This is a genomic window from Culicoidibacter larvae, assembly GCF_005771635.1.
In the GTDB taxonomy this organism is placed as follows: Bacteria; Bacillota_I; Bacilli_A; order Culicoidibacterales; family Culicoidibacteraceae; genus Culicoidibacter; species Culicoidibacter larvae.
This window is the reverse complement of sequence record NZ_VBWP01000003.1, coordinates 153,964-170,148: the sequence shown is the minus strand read 5'-3', so window position 1 is coordinate 170,148 and position 16,185 is coordinate 153,964. Positions and strand designations below refer to the sequence as shown.

Genomic DNA, 16,185 nt, shown 5'->3' with positions numbered 1-16,185 from the left:
GAGGAATTTATAATGTTAACTGAAAAATTTTTAGAAGTCTTAAAACATGAAGGGGTATTTTCGATCGTTACTTGTGCTGATAATGTTGCACATATTGATAATACATGGAACTCGTACATCCGTATTACTGAAGATGGTAAACTATTGATTCCGGCAGCGGGTATGCATACAACAGAAACTAATATGGCTGCTAACAACTTAATCAAGATGACTACCGGAACGAAAGAAGTTCAAGGTAATCATGGTCCGGGTGCCGGGCACTATCTTGAAGGAACCGGAGAACTTATTTTTGATGGTCCGATTTATGATGCTACTTTCGCTGAATTTCCATTTATTCGTGCGGTATTAGTTATCACCCCAACTTTCATTAAGCAAACTGTATAAAAAAGAAAAAAGCCGCATTCGCCGAATGCGGCTTTTTTAAGTTAATACCCCGGAAGTTTTTTCGAGCGCAAGCTGATACTTTTTAGGATCCAATTTCATCATTTCGGTATAGAGTACGTCAGCGATGAAGAGTTGAGGAATTTGATGAGAGAGCAGTTTATAAGCAATAAAGTCTTCTTTTTTTGGTAAGACAATCGTGTAGTCACAATTAGTGGTTACGGTATAGTCATTACTTGTAGTTATCAGTACTGTGGTGGTGCCGTTTTCGCGACCGAAGCGCAAGGCGTCGCGAATGCAGCGCGAAGTCCCGGAACGGGAGAAGCAGATCATCAAATCGTTAGGCCGACTGTGGCGGGCTTCGATGCGAATACCATGGGATTCGCTGATGGTGGCGACGGCGAGGCCGGAGTATTTGAGCCGTGAGGCGAAGTCGGCGGCGACACTGCCGGAGTTGCCAAGGCCGAAGATGAGCACGCGCTGGCTGGTGTGCATGAGCTTGGCGATGGCGAGGATGTCATCAAAGTTGCAGTTGGCAATGAATTGGTTGAGTAGTTTGGTGTAGTCGCCAATCAGCAGTGAGTATTGGGCAATGAGGTTATTGTGATGATTTTTTTGGTGTTTTTCTGATGATGAGATCGTGTGTTTGAGTTCAATGAAGCCACTGTAACCGAGTTTGCGGGCGAAGCGGCTGATACTTGATTTTGAGGTGTTAAGTTCATGGGCAAGCTGATCGATTGATTGGGCTTGCAGGACTTCTGGTCGAGCAATAATGGCCTCGGCCAGATATTGCTCGACTTGAGTGAAATTCTCCCGTTGCAGTTTTATCCGCTCACGCAGTTCGGATGAGAGTATGGTCATAAATGTTGCCCCCTATTTTGGCATTTTATTGAAAAAAGTTTCAGCTTTTGATTTGATTCTACATTATTTTTGAAATAAATTCCAGTATCAACTGATTTTCTTGAAAGCACTTTTTTGTCTTGCTATACTTAGGCTAATTTTCATAGGGAGGAATTAGTATATGAAAACTATGCATTTTATGGATAAGTTGACGATGTGGTCGGGCAAGGTTGCTTCGAACCGTTATATCAGTGCAATTCGCGATGGTATGAGTCTGACGATTCCGCTGGTTATTATTGGGTCATTTTTTGTTCTGTTTATGAACTTGCCGATTGATGGTTGGAAAGACCTCATCGCACCTTACAGTGAGGCGTTGTCATTGGTGCCAAAGTTTACTTCGGATTTTATGGCATTGTTTGTAGTTGTTGGGGTAGCCTCGAGTTTGGCACAGTATTATGATCTAGACCGGGTAACAGCAATTTCATTATCAATTGTTGGATTCTTAATTAGTGCTGTACAAGTAACTAGTATTAGTGCTGATCAGGCAGCAACAATCGGTATTACTTTGTCTGGCGGGATGATGTCGCTAGGTAATTTTGGTGCCACTGGTTTATTTACCGCGATGATTACTACGATTTTCTCAGTTGAGATTATTCGTTTGTTCGCTGGTAGTAAATTAACTGTAAAAATGCCTCATGGGGTTCCGGCTTCTGTGGCTAACTCTTTTGCGGTTTTGGTTCCGGCAATCGTAGTTATTTTAGTGCTTTGGGTCATTCGTGCAGTATTCAATATTGATTTAAACGAAATTATCCGGACTATTTTCTCACCGTTAAGTGTATTTGCCGGAAATAGTTTATTAGCAGTTATTGTACCGATTTTGGTTATTTCATTCTTCTGGTTGCTCGGAATTCACGGTATGGTTATCGTTACGCCGATTTTGACACCATTATGGTATGAACAATTACAAGGAAATATGAATGCTTTAGCAGCTGGTGCAACATCAATGAATGTTCCCAATATTGTTCCAGAGCAATTCTTCCAGTGGTTTGTTTGGATTGGTGGTGCCGGGGCGACATTAGGATTAGTATTGTGTATGGTATTGTTTGCCAAATCTAAGTTCTTAAAACAATTCTGGAAATTCACTTTAATTCCAAGCATCTTTAATATCAATGAACCGATTATGTTTGGGTTACCAATCATTATGAACCCGTTATTTGCGATTCCGTTTATAGCGTCACCAGTGGTTATGGGGACAGTCACTTATCTGGCCATGAGTTTTGGTCTGGTAGGACGACCGGTAGCAGTGGTGCCGTGGACATTGCCGGGACCGCTCGGAGCATTTATGAGTACTAACTTTAATATTGGCGCCCTGATTCTGTGTGTCGTGAATATTTTGATTTCAATGGCGATTTATTATCCATTCTTTAAGGTAATGGACAATAAATTATTAAAGGAAGAGCAAGCGACTGACGAAGAAACAGTAGTAGCGGAAGTTGAAGGTGTAGAGGTAAAGGCATGATAGGAATTTCGGTTTATCCGTACAAAGAAGACTTAGCAAAAACAATTGAATATGTTGAAACTGCCGGGAAGCTTGGTGTCGGTCGAATATTTACTAATATTCTGTCAGTGCCAAATCTCGAAAATGAAATTGCTCGTTTTAAACAAGTGATTGCTAAAGCACGCGAATATAATATGGAAGTAGTCATTGATATTGCCCCGGCAGTATTCAGTGAGTTAGGCATCAAGCCTGACTCACTGGACTTTTTCCAAGAGCTTGGCGCAACTGCTGTCCGCTTGGACAGCGGTTACGACGGCTTCCATGAAGCCATGCTGACTTTTGAGAAAAGCAATATGAAAGTGGAACTGAATATCAGTTATGATAACCCATATTTGGAAACAGTTCTGGCATATAAACCAAGACACGGAGCTATCTGGGGTTGCCACAATTTTTATCCCCAACGCTATACCGGTTTGGCATTGGCGCACTTTGAAAAGTGTTCAAAACAAGTGAAACAGCTGGGCATCCGCACTGCAGCATTTATTTCCAGCAGCAATGCAACTCATGGTCCGCATCCTTATAATGATCGCTTATGCACATTGGAAATGCATCGTGACCTTGATCTTATCACCCAAGCCAAGCATTTGTTGGCGCTTGAATACATTGATGATATTATTGTTGCCGATGTTTATGCCAGTGAGAACGAATTGATGAAGCTGGTTAAACTCAATAAGGATGTTATTGAGTTTAACGTTATTTTTGAACCCGGAGTCAGCGAACAGGAAAAGTCGGTTATCCTCAATGAATTGCATTTTTGTCGCGGCGACATTAATGACTTTGTTTCACGCTCGACATTTGTTAAACTAAAATTGAAGACGGCCACTATTCCGGCTAATAATACGGCGGCCACGCTTTATCGCGGTGATGTATCGATTGGCAATGATAGCTTTGGACAATATAAGGGCGAAGTCAACATTGTTAAACAAACGATTCAAAACCAACAGCAGCTAAAAAATAAAGTTGCAACAATAATAAGTGAAGAACTCTTCCTTATTGATTATATTCAACCATGGACTAAATTTACCTTTAAGGAGGCATAAATCATGAAAGTATTAATGGCATGTGCCGGTGGCATGAGTTCCTCATTTGTTGCTGATGCACTGAAAACTGAAGCAAGTAATCGTGGCATTACCGATTTTGAAATTATTGCGGTTGGTGATGCTCGTATCAAGGAAGAATTAGGCAAAAACTATTGGCAGATTGTTATTTTGGCGCCGCAAGTACGTTTCCAAAGTGACCGTATCAAACAATTATGCGATCCCTTAGGAATTCCCGTCTATAACATTGAAAATACATCTTATACACCAATGGGTGCGCCAAAAATTTTAGATGGCATTATTGAGGCACTTAATCATGCTTAGACCAGTCAATCATGTACATCTTGATTTCCACACCTCAGAGCAGATTGATGATATCGGTAAGGACTTTGATGCCCTTGAGTTCATCAATACCCTAAAAACAATTGATGTTGATTCGGTGACAACGTTTGCAAAATGTCACCATGGTAATTTGTATTACTATACCGATTTACCGGAACAGCATCCATTTTTAGAAAAAAATCTATTACTTGAGCAATATCAAATCACGCAAGCAAACAATATTCAAATGCCGGTGTATATATCGGTAGGTTTTGATGAGCGCCAGGCATATGAACACCCGGAATGGATTGCTATTGATACCAGTGGTCGCCAAATCAAAGAATTTGGCGACCAGCCTTTTGATTCAGGATGGCATTGGCTCTGCCTGAACAACGGCTATCAACAAAAAATTGTTGAGGTCATTAATGATGTCATTCAAAGAATTGGGGCTGTCGATGGCTTTTTCTTTGATATTGTTACCCAACCGGAATGTTGTTGCCCGAATTGTAAAAAGGCAATGCTGGCGGCCGGGATGGATCCGACAGCCGCAAGCGAACGCTATCGCTTCGCTCGCCAGGTCGAAGCTAACTTCAAAGAACTTGTTTACCAAACAATTCGCAGCCAGTTGCCGCAAGCTACTGTATTTTTTAACGGCTTGGTTTGGCAACATCTTACTGAGCTTTCAATACCAAACTACACCCATCTTGAAGTCGAATCACTGGCATCAGGAATTTGGGGCTACGAACATTATCCGTTGTTGATTAAATATCTCCAGAACGGACCTCTGGATACAATTGCCATGACGGCAAGATTCCATAAATCATGGGCTGATTTTGGCGGTTATAAAAACCCGGCAGCGCTGGAATATGAAGTAGTCCGCAGTATATTGTCGGGCAGCACCATTTCCATCGGTGACCAGTTGCACCCTAACGGCAAACTGGATAACAAAGCGTATGAATTAATGGCAGCGCCTTTTACCTTGGTGAAAAAATATTGGCAAACAACCCGGACAAGCCGTGATGTTTGCGACATTGCCATCTATCTTGACAATCGCTATGAAGATAGCAACCTCTTTAGTGCAGCGGTAGCCGGAGCAGCTAAAATCATGCAGGAAAGTCATTTGCTTTATGACATCATTGATGCAAGTGCTGACTTGAGCAACTATAAACTAGTCATCTTTCCTGACCACATTCATGCTGACGAAAATCTAGCAGCCAAAATTGCTGCCTACAAAGCAGTCGGCGGCAAAATCCTTGCCAGCTACCAAAGCTTGAATGAAAGTACCCACTTGCTTCCTTTAGCCGATATTAAACCAAGCAATTTTGAGCAAGATTACGTTGATATCAGCGCCACCCATTATATCTGTTACCAAGCTGGCATGCTGGCAAGTCCGGCCTTAGGCGCGGATTGCCAGCACCCAATCTGGGAACCATACTTTAATCGCAGCTACCGGCATTTTAGTTCGCATTTCCAAACCCCGGAAAAAGCGGCTAATGGCTATTTCGATTGGCTTGCTGACGATGCAAGTGTCTACTTGGCACATGCTTACTTTAGTTTGTATTATCGCAACGGCAACCATATATATAAGGAATGTGTGCAGCAGGCAGTGCGGCAGTTAATCACGCCGACGCTGGCGGTTGTGGGGTTGCCCACAACCGCAGCGCTTGGCCTGCGCCAAGCCGCGCAAGCGGAGGCTTGTATTATTACCCTGACAAACTATGTTCCATTGAAAAAGGGGGATGTCTATACGATAGAGGACATCCCGGTGCTTCATGATGTGCAAATCAGTTTCAACGATAGAACAATTCGCGGCGTTGATGTGGTTGATGCGCAGACTCAGGCAACTTTTGATGGTGACCAATTGCAGCTGGATAATATTCATGGGCATGCATTGGTTACAGTGTTTTTTAACTCCTAGAAGAATGAACATGGGCGAAGCCTCGGCGTCGCCCATGTTTTTATTTTCAGATTCTGAACAGACACTACCGGCTTTGCTTTGATATAATGGGGTAGAGAACAGGAGTGTAGTTTATGATAACAGTTTTTGCAGATATTGATGGAACATTTGTTGAAATGGATCCGGTAGCGCCGGAGATTAATGTACGTGCGGTTCGTGAGTTACAGGCTGGCGATAATCATTTTGTGTTTATCAGTGGCCGCAGTATGGATCAGATTGAACCAATGCTGGAAACCAATGATCTTGATTGTGATATTATTTTTGGCAATGGTGCCGGCTATAAGTTGCTGGGTGAGGAACCAGTTTACCGTAATGAGCTGAGTCCGGAAAATTATCGCGCGGCAATCGAAGTTTTGGAAGCACACGATGCTTTTTATCATGTGCATACCAGTGATGGCGTCTTTCTAAAGCCGCCGGCTGTTTTTGAAGGGCATTACCAACGATTGTTGGAAGCCGCGCGTGCGCGTGGTGATGAACAAATGCTGGGCGGTATTGAATGGAAATGGAATTATTTTTCAAATCAATGCAAGCACGAAGAGGATTTAGTGGCTTATTTTGCTGCTCATCCGGAAATTCATGTATTTAAGCTCGAAACGATGGATGCAGATGATGTGAAACGAAATGCGCCCCGGGCTGAGCTTGAGGCATTAGGGCTATACGCATATTCTTCAATGCCGGATAATCTTGAGATTGTAAATCCGGATAATACTAAGGGACATGCAATTGAGCACTTTTTAGAGATGTTTCCGGCAACAACTTCATATGGCATTGGTGATGGCGAAAATGATTTGCCGATGTTTAAGGTTGTGGATGTTGCGGTGGCGATGGGCAATGCAAAGCCTGAAGTGAAGGCGGTCTGCCAATACGTAACCGGCAATTGCCTGGATGGCGGTATGGGAGAATTTATTTTTAAGCATATTTTATAGGAAAAAACAAACCCCTGATGCGTAAACGCATCAGGGGTTTTTATCTGTTCAAACATGAGGAATAATAATGTTATTTGCGAATATAACGCAGTGCGCCACTCGGACAATTTTCCACTACGCGAATAACTTCTTCAACATCAGCATTATCAGGGGCAATCCATGGCCTCCGATCGGTATTAAAAATAGCTCGGTTGCCAAGCACACAATGACCGGAATGCATGCAGGTGTCCAGATTGAAGTAAACATCAATCTCCTCACCAGAATACTTCCGAAAGCCTTTTTCCATTAATTCAGCCGCAGAAAGCTGCTTTTGGGACATAGTACCACTCCTCAATAATAATACAATTCAATCATATCGCGGAACATAGCTTTTTGCAACAGCAGAAGCTTGATAAATCAACAAAAACCGGCGGGAGCATTGCACTCCCGCCGGTTTCAACTTTACTCCTCAGTCATTTCTGACTCATTCATATAGAACAGTTCCCAGTTATGACCGTCAGGATCTTTAAAAGTACGACTGTACATCCATTCTGGATCCTCTGGACGTCTGCCAAACTCAACACCGTGTGTTGCACCATTAGCAACTATTTTATCAACGGCCTCACGGCTCTCTACTTGCAAAGCATTGATTGCTTCAACCACAACCGATGGGTCAGCGGTCGGTTTTTGTGTAAATGATTCAAAAAATGGTTTAGTCAGCAACATCACAAAAATAGTATCACCAAGAATCAGGCATGCCCCGTTCTCATCGGTAAAAGTAGGATTAAACTTGAATCCCAAACCACTCCAGAAAGCTTTAGATGCATCCAAATCATTGACTGGTAAATTGACAAAAATTTGATTAATCATAATCATCATCTCCTATAGGTTTATTGTATTGCGAATAAGTGAAAACAACAATTGAAATACACTGCTTTTTTATTTGGGGAAAATAGAAAAGAGCCCGGGATAAACCCGGGCTCTTTTTTCATATCACTGATTGTTAAGAAAATTATCAAATGGGGATGATAAATACTTTTATTAGTGATATAAGAACATCTTAACGGATAAGTCCGGGATTGTGAAGATAGAAGATGACTCTAACCTTGAAACTTTTTTTGTTTACATCATTTATTTTTAATTAATTTATAAATAAAAAATTATTTTTTAACAATATAAAATATGTTATACTTATTTTACATGCAGGAGGGTGATTTTATCAGGAAATTAATAAAAGGCTATTATATAGAAACGATTTTGTTCAGTTATATGATTTTGGTCCTAGTATTAGCACCATTTTCAAATCTGCCTCAGGAATTAATGCAGCTCGTCATATCGCGTGATGCGCTAGTTACTGATTATATTGCAGTAAGTGGGTTGAGCGCAACACTTATTAATGTTGTTTTAGTTATGGTTTTTACTTTATTTATCAAAAGAATTAATCATGTTGAGCTTAATGGATTCGTAATAGCTGGTTTATTAACAACTATGGGATTTGCTTTTTTTGGCAAGAATATCTATAACATCTTGCCAATTTATTTAGGGGTTTTCTTATATGCCAGATCTGTCAAACGCCCATTTAAACAGTTTTTTGTTATCGCAATGTTTGCTACCGGGCTTGCACCCTTAGTGACTGTTGGAATTAACTTTGGAATTCTGGGACTAATTATCGGCAGTGTTATTGCCGTTGGCTATGGTTTTATTATTCCGGCAATTGCTAGTCATGTTATTCGTTTTCACAATGGATATTTGCTTTACAATATCGGCTTTTCCGGTGGAATTGTGGCATTGATTTTGACAGCAGTTTTGCGAGTGACCGGACTTGATTTAGAAGTAGTTGTCAATGTTAATGAGGCTTGGGATATTCATTATATTTTGTTTGCGATTTTGATTGGCATGTCGCTTTTGTTTATTAGCTTTGGCTTGCTGCGCGAACGGTTTAACTGGTCGCGTTACAAGAAACTCATGTCAATGAGCGGGAGGGCAGTTACAGATTATTATCGGATATTCGGTGAGGGACTTATGCTGGTTAATATGGGGATTGTCGGCTTGATGCTGACCCTTCTGGTGGCATTTAGCGGGATTCCGCTAAATGGCGCGACCGTTGGCTCGATTATTAGTGTTATGGGCTTTTCTGCCTTCGGAAAAAATCCCAAGAACATTATTCCTTTAATTTTAGGATGCATTCTGATGATAATTGTAAGCGGCACGGTTATTACTCCCTCAGTGTTATTGGTTTTAATTTTTGTTACTGGATTAGCGCCGATTGCTGGTGAATTTGGGTTTGTTATTGGCATTATTGCTGGTATTTTACATTTCAGTTTGGTACAATATACAGCTGAGTGGCAGGGTGGCGCTAATTTATATAATAATGGTTTCGCTGGCGGTTTTATTGCCGGAGTTATTAGCAGCATTATGGATAGTATTGCTAAAAGGAGCATGTAAGTGATGACAAATGAAATTAAAAAGAACGGCAAAATAATTGATGAGTTGGTTACTTATTTTTTGAAAAAGGGTCATCATCAGTTGCGAATGGATGTCAATTATTCTGATGCACAAACGATAATTACTATTTGGCTTGATCATGTGGCTGCTGAAGAATTGGCATTAATTCGCGAATGTCTTACGCAAGGGCGTGATTTTGCTATGGAGGAATATGGCTGGGAATTGATGGGTGAAAGTGAAGTTTCGGCAGAGCTGAACCTGGTCGGCATGTGTATTGATGAGGTTGAAATTGATCATGTTGATGAAAACATTATTGCAATTAAACTGATTCGCCAGCATATTTAATTGGATAAAAAGATTGAAAAAGACGGCACTTGTAGTGCCGTCTTTTTTTAGTTTCCCCAACATCAGATAAAATCAATAATCAATTCAGCGGTTTTTTCAGCATTGGTTAAAATTGATGGATGGCCGCCGCTTGGAAAGACGTACATCTCTGCATTAGGAATGATTTTGCATAAGGCTTGGTACTCCTGAGTAAAGTCGCCATGGAGCAGCTCATCCTGCTGGCTGCCAATCAATAGGATTGGGACTGTCAATTCTTGTAGCGGTCGGCTATAAAGTTGATGTTTTTGTTCAACAAATTGTGTTAATGCTGCAGTATCCATATCAACAATTTTTTCCCAGTCCGGACCTTGGTTCCATTCATAATATTGTCGTGATAGTTCATTTGCTTTAGCGGCGGTTCGCTCCGCTGTAAGGGTTTCGATAAAATCATCAGGCATCTTGCGACCGCTAAAACTGTCGGCAACAACTTTATTGATGAGCTCCGGTCGCTGTAAAGCCGCGTTGATAGCAACGTAAGCACCACCGCTGGTGCCAACCAATGAAACTTTTCCACAATCGAGAAACTCAATAAAATTAATTAATTGTTCAGCTTGCCAAAGCCAAATATCAACTGGAAAATGTTCAACACGTTCAGATGCACCATTGCCTAGAAAATCAATGAGAATAACTTTGAAGTGATTGGTATATAGCGGCAATAAAAATTCAAACATCTTGGATGAGGCAGTATTTCCATGCAGGAAAATGACCGGTTCACCATCGCCAATACATTGATAAAAAAGTTTTCTTGATGCAAACTCAAAATATGCCATAATAAAGCCCTCCTTAGTATTCTATATAATTCTATTATACCGTAAATCTCCAGATAATAAAAAAACTGTCAAGCTTCAAGTAAGTAGCTGGCAGAATATGATATAATAGAAGAAACAGAACTAAGGAGAAAGATTATGAAAAAATTTACCTCAATTTTATTAGTTGTCGTTTCTTGTTTTATTTTGAGTGGCTGTGTTAGCGCCGGTGCTACTGAAAATACAATTGTAACTTTAGGTAGTTCGGTTCATTTTTCCGAGACGGATTTACAAGCAGCGGCAGATGCAGTGAAAGAAAAATTCAAAGATTTTAAAGACTGTGAGCTGACCGAACTTTGGTATGATGAAGTGGCGGCTTTGACTCAGAGTGACGGAAATCTGGAGAAAATTATTTTGTTTTCTAATTTTAAGACTGGACCTAATGTTGAACAAACCATGAATGCTGATTCGGTTTACAAGAACTATATTTGGTTTGTTGCCAAAGATGGTACGACCGGGGAATGGTATGTTGTTAGTTGGGGTTATTGATGGATAAGTTGGGCAAAAGGCGACAGTAAACTGTCGCCTTTTGCTTTAGAGTTTTTGCGGTGGTGTGCCGATTAACTTTTTTTATTCACAATGTCCACAAATTACATGGTATACTCATTGTATTTATTCTGAAATGGTATATATAATAGGGGTGAGAAGAGGTGTAATAATGGATTTTTTATTTGGATTAGCTTTTATATTGGCATTTATCGTTATATTGATACCAATAATTCTAATCAAAAACCGAAGTGATAAGAAAGGTAAATTCAAACTACAAAAAGTTGAAAATGATACTTTGAAAAATGCGCTTTTAGAAAGACGTCCGGAGTTAAATGAACCATTTATTCAATTGGAGTGCAAAGGTTTTACCAAGGAAGACACAGTAAAAGATCAGCGATTTTTAAGTGAATATCCACTAGGAAAAGACATTCAATATAATGGAAACATTTTTGAAATTGTTGATGTAGTAAAAGTGTTCAATACTAATTTAATGGTAAAGAGCTATGGGACAAAGATTCTTGCTGGCAGCAGTGGGATGAAGAATCAGGATACGAGCAAAATGAAAGATGGTAATTTGCTGGCATGTAAGTGGATAGTTACCATTAAATAATGAAGTCTATTTTTAGTCACTCAACTGAGTGGCTTTTTTAATACTTTACTTTTGATGGAGTATAGTTACTAAAAATAAATATCAAAAGTTGTCCCTTTATTTAGTTTGCTTTTCACATCAATCTTAAAATTGTGTCGTTCGGCTATTTCTTTAGCAATTGCAAGACCTAATCCAGTGCCGCTCTTCTGGTCGTTTTCCAGTATAAAGAATTTATCGAAAATATGACTTATTTGCTCTGAATCAATTCCGATACCATAATCTTGTATTGATATCTTGTCATTTAATAGGACGATATCAATTTCACTATTGTTATATGAGTATTTTATTGCGTTATCAATAATAATTATAAGCATTTGTCGAATACGATCATAATCTCCATTTATAATGAGCCGGTCTATCTGAATCTCAATATTTAACTTAATATTTTTCTTAGCAGCCAAGGCTGTGGAGCTGCGACTGATATCATTTAATAGTTCTAATACATCAACTGGTTCATTGGCGATACTAAAATTTGCATTTTGTAATCTGGAAAGCTCCAACAAGTCAGTAACCAGACGTTGCATTAATACTGTTTCGGCTAATATCTGATTATGACTTTCAGTTATTTCTTCAGGAGTGATAATGACCTGATCATTTATGGCTTCTAAAAGTCCTCTAATGACGGTAAGAGGTGTTCTTAGCTCGTGAGAAATACTGGCAATAAATTCTTTTCTTGCGATGTCTTCTTTTTTTGATTTCACTTCAGCTTCAGCCAGTTTTGTTGCTAAATCATTGATTGAAGTTGCCAGTTCTCCAATTTCATCTTTATTTTTAATAGCAATTGTATGTTCATATTGTCCTTGCTTTAGAAGTAAAGTATTGTTATTAATTATTTTCAAAGGTCGGGTAAAGGATTTTGATAATAAGATTGATAATATAATAGAAACTAATAGTGCAAGTCCCATACTCCCAAGTAATATAATCAATCCGGTATAAAATAAACCATTATTTAAAGAGACTGGTGCTTGTAAAAGCACAGCACCGACAAGTTCATTTTCTTGGTTAAAAATTGGCTTTGCGATTGTTAAGATATTTGATTGCTGATTAAAGGACTCACTATATGCTAATTCATTTTGGAAAATTTGTTTAATAAACTCATCAGCATTATCGGGTAAATCTGAATACTCAAAATGATTTAGATGCTTTGAGTTATTAGAGTTTCCAATAGTAAATAAACTTTGATTGCTGTCAAAAATCCAGATATCAATAGCTTCCATTTGATTTAAATATTTCATAAATGAACCAAGTCCGGACTTTTCTTTACTCATTGTTTTATCTAAGTACGGGCTAAATGTCTCAGCTATAGCAGTTGCTTTTTTGTTTAATTCAATTTTATAATAGTCCACGGCGTAGTTATTGAAAATGATTGTAAATATACCAATAAATAAAGCAGAAAATATTAGAATTGAAATAACAAAAAATGAAGTTAATTTTACTGCAATACTCTTAAACATGATTTTTAACCTCTAATTTATAGCCGACACCCCAGATAGTTGTTACTTCCCACCTCGGATGGTTATGTTGATCAAGTTTATAGCGCAATCGTTTGATATGAGAATCGACTGTTCGCGTGTCACCTAAATATTCGTAGCCCCAAACAATATTTAAAATACTATCTCTTGAAAATACTTGCTCTTGATTTATTGCTAATAGCCATAGTATTTCGAACTCTTTTTTTGTTAATTTTATAACATGATTATCTATTTTTGTGGTATATGTATTCAAGTCAATAAATAAATTATCTATTGTTACTGTGTTTTTTTCATGTTCATAATCAGTAATCCGTCTTAAAATTGCGCGTATTCGTGCCATTACTTCTGAGGGAATAAATGGCTTAACTATATAGTCGTCAGCACCTATATCAAGTCCCATGATTCGTTCAAAATCTTCACCTCTGGCGGTTACCATAATGATTGGTACTGTAGAAGTTTCGCGAATTTTTTTGCAAACCTCAAATCCATTCATTCCGGGCATCATTACATCAAGTAATACAATATCAGGATTATCACTAATAAAAGTTTGATAAGCAGACAAGCCATCATGAACACTTTTAACTTGAAAATTTTCTTTTTCTGCATACGCCTTCAAGATGTTGGTTATTTGGATATTATCATCTGCTATGAGTATCTTCATTATCAATCACCTCTTCTTACATTATACTTGTAAAATATGACAAAAGTATGTTTTTTAAAAAAATATAACATAAAAAAATATAGGAAAAGACATATTTTTGTCATAACTTATAGATATACTAAATATATAAATATTAAGGAGATGATTCAAATGAAACGAATTGTAGCAGCAGTAGTTATTACAATTGCAATTTTAGGATTTAATGGTGTCTCGGTTTTTGCAGCAAGCGACATGTCACAAACCATGACGCAAGTCCCAAGAGGGCATGGTCAAGAAACACATTACCATCGAAATGAATCTGGTAAAGGATTTGGTATGATTGCCAAGGAAAATGGAACATGGGATGAATTTGTTGCTTCTCGAGAACAACTTTTAGCTGAGCGAGTGGCTGCTGGAATAATAACTCAAGAACAAGCAGATGAAGTACTTGCAAGAATGCAGGAATGTGATGGTAGTGGCATGCATACTGGCCAAGGACTGGGAAGTGGTCAAGGATTAGGCAATGGCCAGGGTGCTGGCCAGGGTCAAGGTAAGGGCACTGGTCAAGGCAATGGACCGTGCAAAAACTAGTAAATAATTGAAAAATTTTTAAAAGCACAACCACTGGTTGTGCTTTTAAAATAGTAAGTGAATAATAACTACCGAATTTTCTAAATCTGAAAATCAATATTTATTATTTTATAGTAAAATAGAAGGGTAGAGATTAAATATTTAAGGAGGCAATAACATGGCTAATAAACCAACATTTCCAGAAGGATTTTTATGGGGCGGTGCAACTGCTGCAAACCAATGCGAAGGTGCATATAATGAAGGCGGACGTGGTCTTGCGAACGTTGACGTAGTACCTATCGGAAAGGATCGCTTTCCTATTATTGCAGGACAAATGAAAAGCTTTGATTTTGATAATGAGCATTTTTATCCAGCAAAAGGTGCGATTGATATGTATCACACATATCGTGATGATATTGCGTTGTTTGCCGAGATGGGATTTAAAACATATCGTCTTTCAATCGCGTGGACACGTATTTTCCCTAAGGGAGATGAGCTTGAACCAAATGAAGAAGGTTTGGCTTATTATGAAGACTTATTTAAAACTTGTCAAAAATATGGCATTGAGCCATTAGTAACAATCACTCACTTTGATTGCCCAATGTACTTAATTGAAGAGTATGGTGGATGGCGTAACCGTAAATTGGTTGATTTCTATGAAAGATTAGTAACAGTTTTATTCACACGTTACAAAGGCTTAGTAAAATACTGGCTGACTTTCAATGAAATCAATATGATTTTACATGCTCCGTTTATGGGTGCCGGATTATACTTTGAAGAAGGCGAGAATAAAAAACAAGCAATGTATGATGCGATTCATCATGAATTGATGGCAAGCGCAATTGCAACTCGGGTGGCACATGAGATTGATCCGGAAAATAAAGTTGGTTGTATGTTGGCAGCAGGGAGCTACTACCCATACAACTGTAAACCGGAAGATGTATTCCAAGCACAAACTGATAACCGGGAAAACTATGGTTTCATTGATGTGCAGTCTCGCGGAGAATATCCAAATTACTTATTAAAACAATTAGAACGCGAAGGCGTAGTAATTCCATTCCTTGAAGGTGATAAAGAAATATTAAAAGAACATACAGTAGACTTTATTTCTTTCTCTTACTATTCTTCACGGGTCTCAACAACTGATAAAGAGTTGCTTGATACAACGGCTGGAAACATTTTTGCTTCAGTAAAAAATCCATTCCTTGCTGAAAGCGAATGGGGATGGCAAATCGATCCACTTGGATTCCGCATTACTATGAATGAATTATATGACCGTTATCAAAAACCATTATTCGTAGTAGAAAATGGACTTGGAGCTGTTGATACTCCGGATGAAAATGGGTATGTAGTTGATGATTATCGGATTGAATACTTACGTCAACATATTGATGCAATGAATGATGCAATCAACCTTGATGGTGTAGACGTAATGGGCTACACAACTTGGGGATGTATTGACCTTGTTTCGGCTGGAACCGGTGAAATGAAAAAACGTTACGGATTTATCTACGTAGATCGTGATAATGAAGGAAACGGAACATTAAAACGTTCGAAAAAGAAATCATTCGATTGGTACAAAAAAGTAATCGCAACTAACGGTGCGGATACTGAATAGTATTTAAATCTTTTTTGTTCCAATCTTGGTACGACCGAAAATGCTGTTTGCAGCATTGAAGTAGTCCCCTTGCGGGGCAAAAAAGTAATCGCAACTAACGGTGCGGATACTGA

Annotated in this window: 18 protein-coding genes; 12 read left to right on the top strand and 6 right to left on the bottom strand. The window is 38.8% G+C overall.

What is annotated here, in order from left to right; translation table 11 throughout:
• Nucleotides 1-12: 12 nt before the first annotated feature.
• A complete protein-coding gene (locus tag FEZ08_RS04945; protein ID WP_138190604.1) occupies nucleotides 13-384 on the top strand; it encodes a pyridoxamine 5'-phosphate oxidase family protein in 372 nt (123 codons plus the stop codon).
• Nucleotides 385-420: 36 nt separating this feature from the next.
• Here the strand turns inward: FEZ08_RS04945 and FEZ08_RS04940 are convergent, their stop codons facing one another.
• Nucleotides 421-1,242: a MurR/RpiR family transcriptional regulator gene (locus FEZ08_RS04940; RefSeq protein WP_138190603.1), complete on the bottom strand. Its 822-nt coding sequence runs from the start codon at nucleotides 1,240-1,242 to the stop codon at nucleotides 421-423.
• 160 nt (nucleotides 1,243-1,402) lie between these two features.
• Here FEZ08_RS04940 and FEZ08_RS04935 point away from each other — a divergent pair, with 160 nt between their 5' ends.
• The 5 genes from FEZ08_RS04935 (at nucleotide 1,403) to FEZ08_RS04915 (ending at nucleotide 7,020) form a co-directional block, all read left to right on the top strand.
• Nucleotides 1,403-2,740, top strand: a complete 1,338-nt coding sequence (locus FEZ08_RS04935) for a PTS sugar transporter subunit IIC (RefSeq protein WP_138190602.1) — start codon at nucleotides 1,403-1,405, stop codon at nucleotides 2,738-2,740.
• On the top strand, nucleotides 2,737-3,819 hold the full coding sequence (locus FEZ08_RS04930) for a DUF871 domain-containing protein (protein WP_138190601.1): 1,083 nt from the start codon (nucleotides 2,737-2,739) through the stop codon (nucleotides 3,817-3,819). Before FEZ08_RS04935 ends, FEZ08_RS04930 begins: the two co-directional genes overlap by 4 nt.
• Before the next feature lie 3 nt (nucleotides 3,820-3,822).
• Entirely contained in the window at nucleotides 3,823-4,140 is a 318-nt protein-coding gene (locus tag FEZ08_RS04925; RefSeq protein WP_138190600.1) for a PTS sugar transporter subunit IIB, read from the top strand.
• Nucleotides 4,133-6,055: an alpha-amylase family protein gene (locus FEZ08_RS04920; RefSeq protein WP_171014942.1), complete on the top strand. Its 1,923-nt coding sequence runs from the start codon at nucleotides 4,133-4,135 to the stop codon at nucleotides 6,053-6,055. The genes FEZ08_RS04925 and FEZ08_RS04920 overlap by 8 nt, the downstream gene beginning before the upstream one ends.
• Before the next feature lie 113 nt (nucleotides 6,056-6,168).
• Nucleotides 6,169-7,020 (top strand): HAD-IIB family hydrolase, encoded by an 852-nt coding sequence (locus FEZ08_RS04915; protein WP_138190598.1) that lies wholly within the window; start codon nucleotides 6,169-6,171, stop codon nucleotides 7,018-7,020.
• Nucleotides 7,021-7,090: 70 nt separating this feature from the next.
• Here FEZ08_RS04915 and FEZ08_RS04910 read toward each other — a convergent pair whose 3' ends face one another.
• Nucleotides 7,091-7,339: a (4Fe-4S)-binding protein gene (locus FEZ08_RS04910; protein ID WP_138190597.1), complete on the bottom strand. Its 249-nt coding sequence runs from the start codon at nucleotides 7,337-7,339 to the stop codon at nucleotides 7,091-7,093.
• Nucleotides 7,340-7,461: 122 nt separating this feature from the next.
• Complete coding sequence (locus tag FEZ08_RS04905) at nucleotides 7,462-7,869, bottom strand: VOC family protein (protein ID WP_138190596.1); 408 nt, start codon at nucleotides 7,867-7,869, stop codon at nucleotides 7,462-7,464.
• A 450-nt stretch (nucleotides 7,870-8,319) separates the two neighbouring features.
• Here FEZ08_RS04905 and FEZ08_RS04900 point away from each other — a divergent pair, with 450 nt between their 5' ends.
• Both FEZ08_RS04900 and FEZ08_RS04895 read left to right on the top strand, forming a co-directional pair.
• A complete protein-coding gene (locus FEZ08_RS04900) occupies nucleotides 8,320-9,444 on the top strand; it encodes a DUF1576 domain-containing protein (RefSeq protein WP_171014941.1) in 1,125 nt (374 codons plus the stop codon).
• 3 nt (nucleotides 9,445-9,447) lie between these two features.
• The gene (locus FEZ08_RS04895) at nucleotides 9,448-9,789 is read left to right on the top strand and encodes a hypothetical protein (protein ID WP_138190594.1); all 342 of its coding nucleotides are present in this window, start codon (nucleotides 9,448-9,450) and stop codon (nucleotides 9,787-9,789) included.
• Nucleotides 9,790-9,851: 62 nt separating this feature from the next.
• Here the strand turns inward: FEZ08_RS04895 and FEZ08_RS04890 are convergent, their stop codons facing one another.
• A complete protein-coding gene (locus tag FEZ08_RS04890; protein ID WP_138190593.1) occupies nucleotides 9,852-10,598 on the bottom strand; it encodes an alpha/beta fold hydrolase in 747 nt (248 codons plus the stop codon).
• A 135-nt stretch (nucleotides 10,599-10,733) separates the two neighbouring features.
• On the opposite strand from FEZ08_RS04890, the gene FEZ08_RS04885 reads away from it, so the two are divergent.
• Together FEZ08_RS04885 and FEZ08_RS04880 are read left to right on the top strand one after the other, a co-directional pair.
• The gene (locus tag FEZ08_RS04885; protein WP_138190592.1) at nucleotides 10,734-11,123 is read left to right on the top strand and encodes a hypothetical protein; all 390 of its coding nucleotides are present in this window, start codon (nucleotides 10,734-10,736) and stop codon (nucleotides 11,121-11,123) included.
• Nucleotides 11,124-11,292: 169 nt separating this feature from the next.
• Nucleotides 11,293-11,733 (top strand): hypothetical protein, encoded by a 441-nt coding sequence (locus FEZ08_RS04880; RefSeq protein ID WP_138190591.1) that lies wholly within the window; start codon nucleotides 11,293-11,295, stop codon nucleotides 11,731-11,733.
• A 68-nt stretch (nucleotides 11,734-11,801) separates the two neighbouring features.
• Here the strand turns inward: FEZ08_RS04880 and FEZ08_RS04875 are convergent, their stop codons facing one another.
• Both FEZ08_RS04875 and FEZ08_RS04870 read right to left on the bottom strand, forming a co-directional pair.
• Nucleotides 11,802-13,226 carry a sensor histidine kinase gene (locus FEZ08_RS04875; protein WP_138190590.1) on the bottom strand — a complete coding sequence of 475 codons (1,425 nt, stop codon included), beginning with the start codon at nucleotides 13,224-13,226 and terminating at the stop codon, nucleotides 11,802-11,804.
• Complete coding sequence (locus FEZ08_RS04870) at nucleotides 13,219-13,908, bottom strand: response regulator transcription factor (RefSeq protein WP_138190701.1); 690 nt, start codon at nucleotides 13,906-13,908, stop codon at nucleotides 13,219-13,221. The genes FEZ08_RS04875 and FEZ08_RS04870 overlap by 8 nt, the downstream gene beginning before the upstream one ends.
• Before the next feature lie 147 nt (nucleotides 13,909-14,055).
• Here FEZ08_RS04870 and FEZ08_RS04865 point away from each other — a divergent pair, with 147 nt between their 5' ends.
• Nucleotides 14,056-14,475, top strand: a complete 420-nt coding sequence (locus FEZ08_RS04865; RefSeq protein WP_138190589.1) for a hypothetical protein — start codon at nucleotides 14,056-14,058, stop codon at nucleotides 14,473-14,475.
• A 157-nt stretch (nucleotides 14,476-14,632) separates the two neighbouring features.
• Nucleotides 14,633-16,072, top strand: a complete 1,440-nt coding sequence (locus FEZ08_RS04860; RefSeq protein WP_138190588.1) for a 6-phospho-beta-glucosidase — start codon at nucleotides 14,633-14,635, stop codon at nucleotides 16,070-16,072.
• Nucleotides 16,073-16,185: the final 113 nt, after the last annotated feature.

Coding starts and splice junctions, on each gene's coding strand:
- FEZ08_RS04945 (WP_138190604.1), top strand. CDS start 13: ATGTTAACTGAAAAATTTTTAGAAGTCTTAAAACATGAAGGGGTATTT.
- FEZ08_RS04940 (WP_138190603.1), bottom strand. CDS start 1,242: ATGACCATACTCTCATCCGAACTGCGTGAGCGGATAAAACTGCAACGG.
- FEZ08_RS04935 (WP_138190602.1), top strand. CDS start 1,403: ATGAAAACTATGCATTTTATGGATAAGTTGACGATGTGGTCGGGCAAG.
- FEZ08_RS04930 (WP_138190601.1), top strand. CDS start 2,737: ATGATAGGAATTTCGGTTTATCCGTACAAAGAAGACTTAGCAAAAACA.
- FEZ08_RS04925 (WP_138190600.1), top strand. CDS start 3,823: ATGAAAGTATTAATGGCATGTGCCGGTGGCATGAGTTCCTCATTTGTT.
- FEZ08_RS04920 (WP_171014942.1), top strand. CDS start 4,133: ATGCTTAGACCAGTCAATCATGTACATCTTGATTTCCACACCTCAGAG.
- FEZ08_RS04915 (WP_138190598.1), top strand. CDS start 6,169: ATGATAACAGTTTTTGCAGATATTGATGGAACATTTGTTGAAATGGAT.
- FEZ08_RS04910 (WP_138190597.1), bottom strand. CDS start 7,339: ATGTCCCAAAAGCAGCTTTCTGCGGCTGAATTAATGGAAAAAGGCTTT.
- FEZ08_RS04905 (WP_138190596.1), bottom strand. CDS start 7,869: ATGATTAATCAAATTTTTGTCAATTTACCAGTCAATGATTTGGATGCA.
- FEZ08_RS04900 (WP_171014941.1), top strand. CDS start 8,320: ATGCAGCTCGTCATATCGCGTGATGCGCTAGTTACTGATTATATTGCA.
- FEZ08_RS04895 (WP_138190594.1), top strand. CDS start 9,448: ATGACAAATGAAATTAAAAAGAACGGCAAAATAATTGATGAGTTGGTT.
- FEZ08_RS04890 (WP_138190593.1), bottom strand. CDS start 10,598: ATGGCATATTTTGAGTTTGCATCAAGAAAACTTTTTTATCAATGTATT.
- FEZ08_RS04885 (WP_138190592.1), top strand. CDS start 10,734: ATGAAAAAATTTACCTCAATTTTATTAGTTGTCGTTTCTTGTTTTATT.
- FEZ08_RS04880 (WP_138190591.1), top strand. CDS start 11,293: ATGGATTTTTTATTTGGATTAGCTTTTATATTGGCATTTATCGTTATA.
- FEZ08_RS04875 (WP_138190590.1), bottom strand. CDS start 13,226: ATGTTTAAGAGTATTGCAGTAAAATTAACTTCATTTTTTGTTATTTCA.
- FEZ08_RS04865 (WP_138190589.1), top strand. CDS start 14,056: ATGAAACGAATTGTAGCAGCAGTAGTTATTACAATTGCAATTTTAGGA.
- FEZ08_RS04860 (WP_138190588.1), top strand. CDS start 14,633: ATGGCTAATAAACCAACATTTCCAGAAGGATTTTTATGGGGCGGTGCA.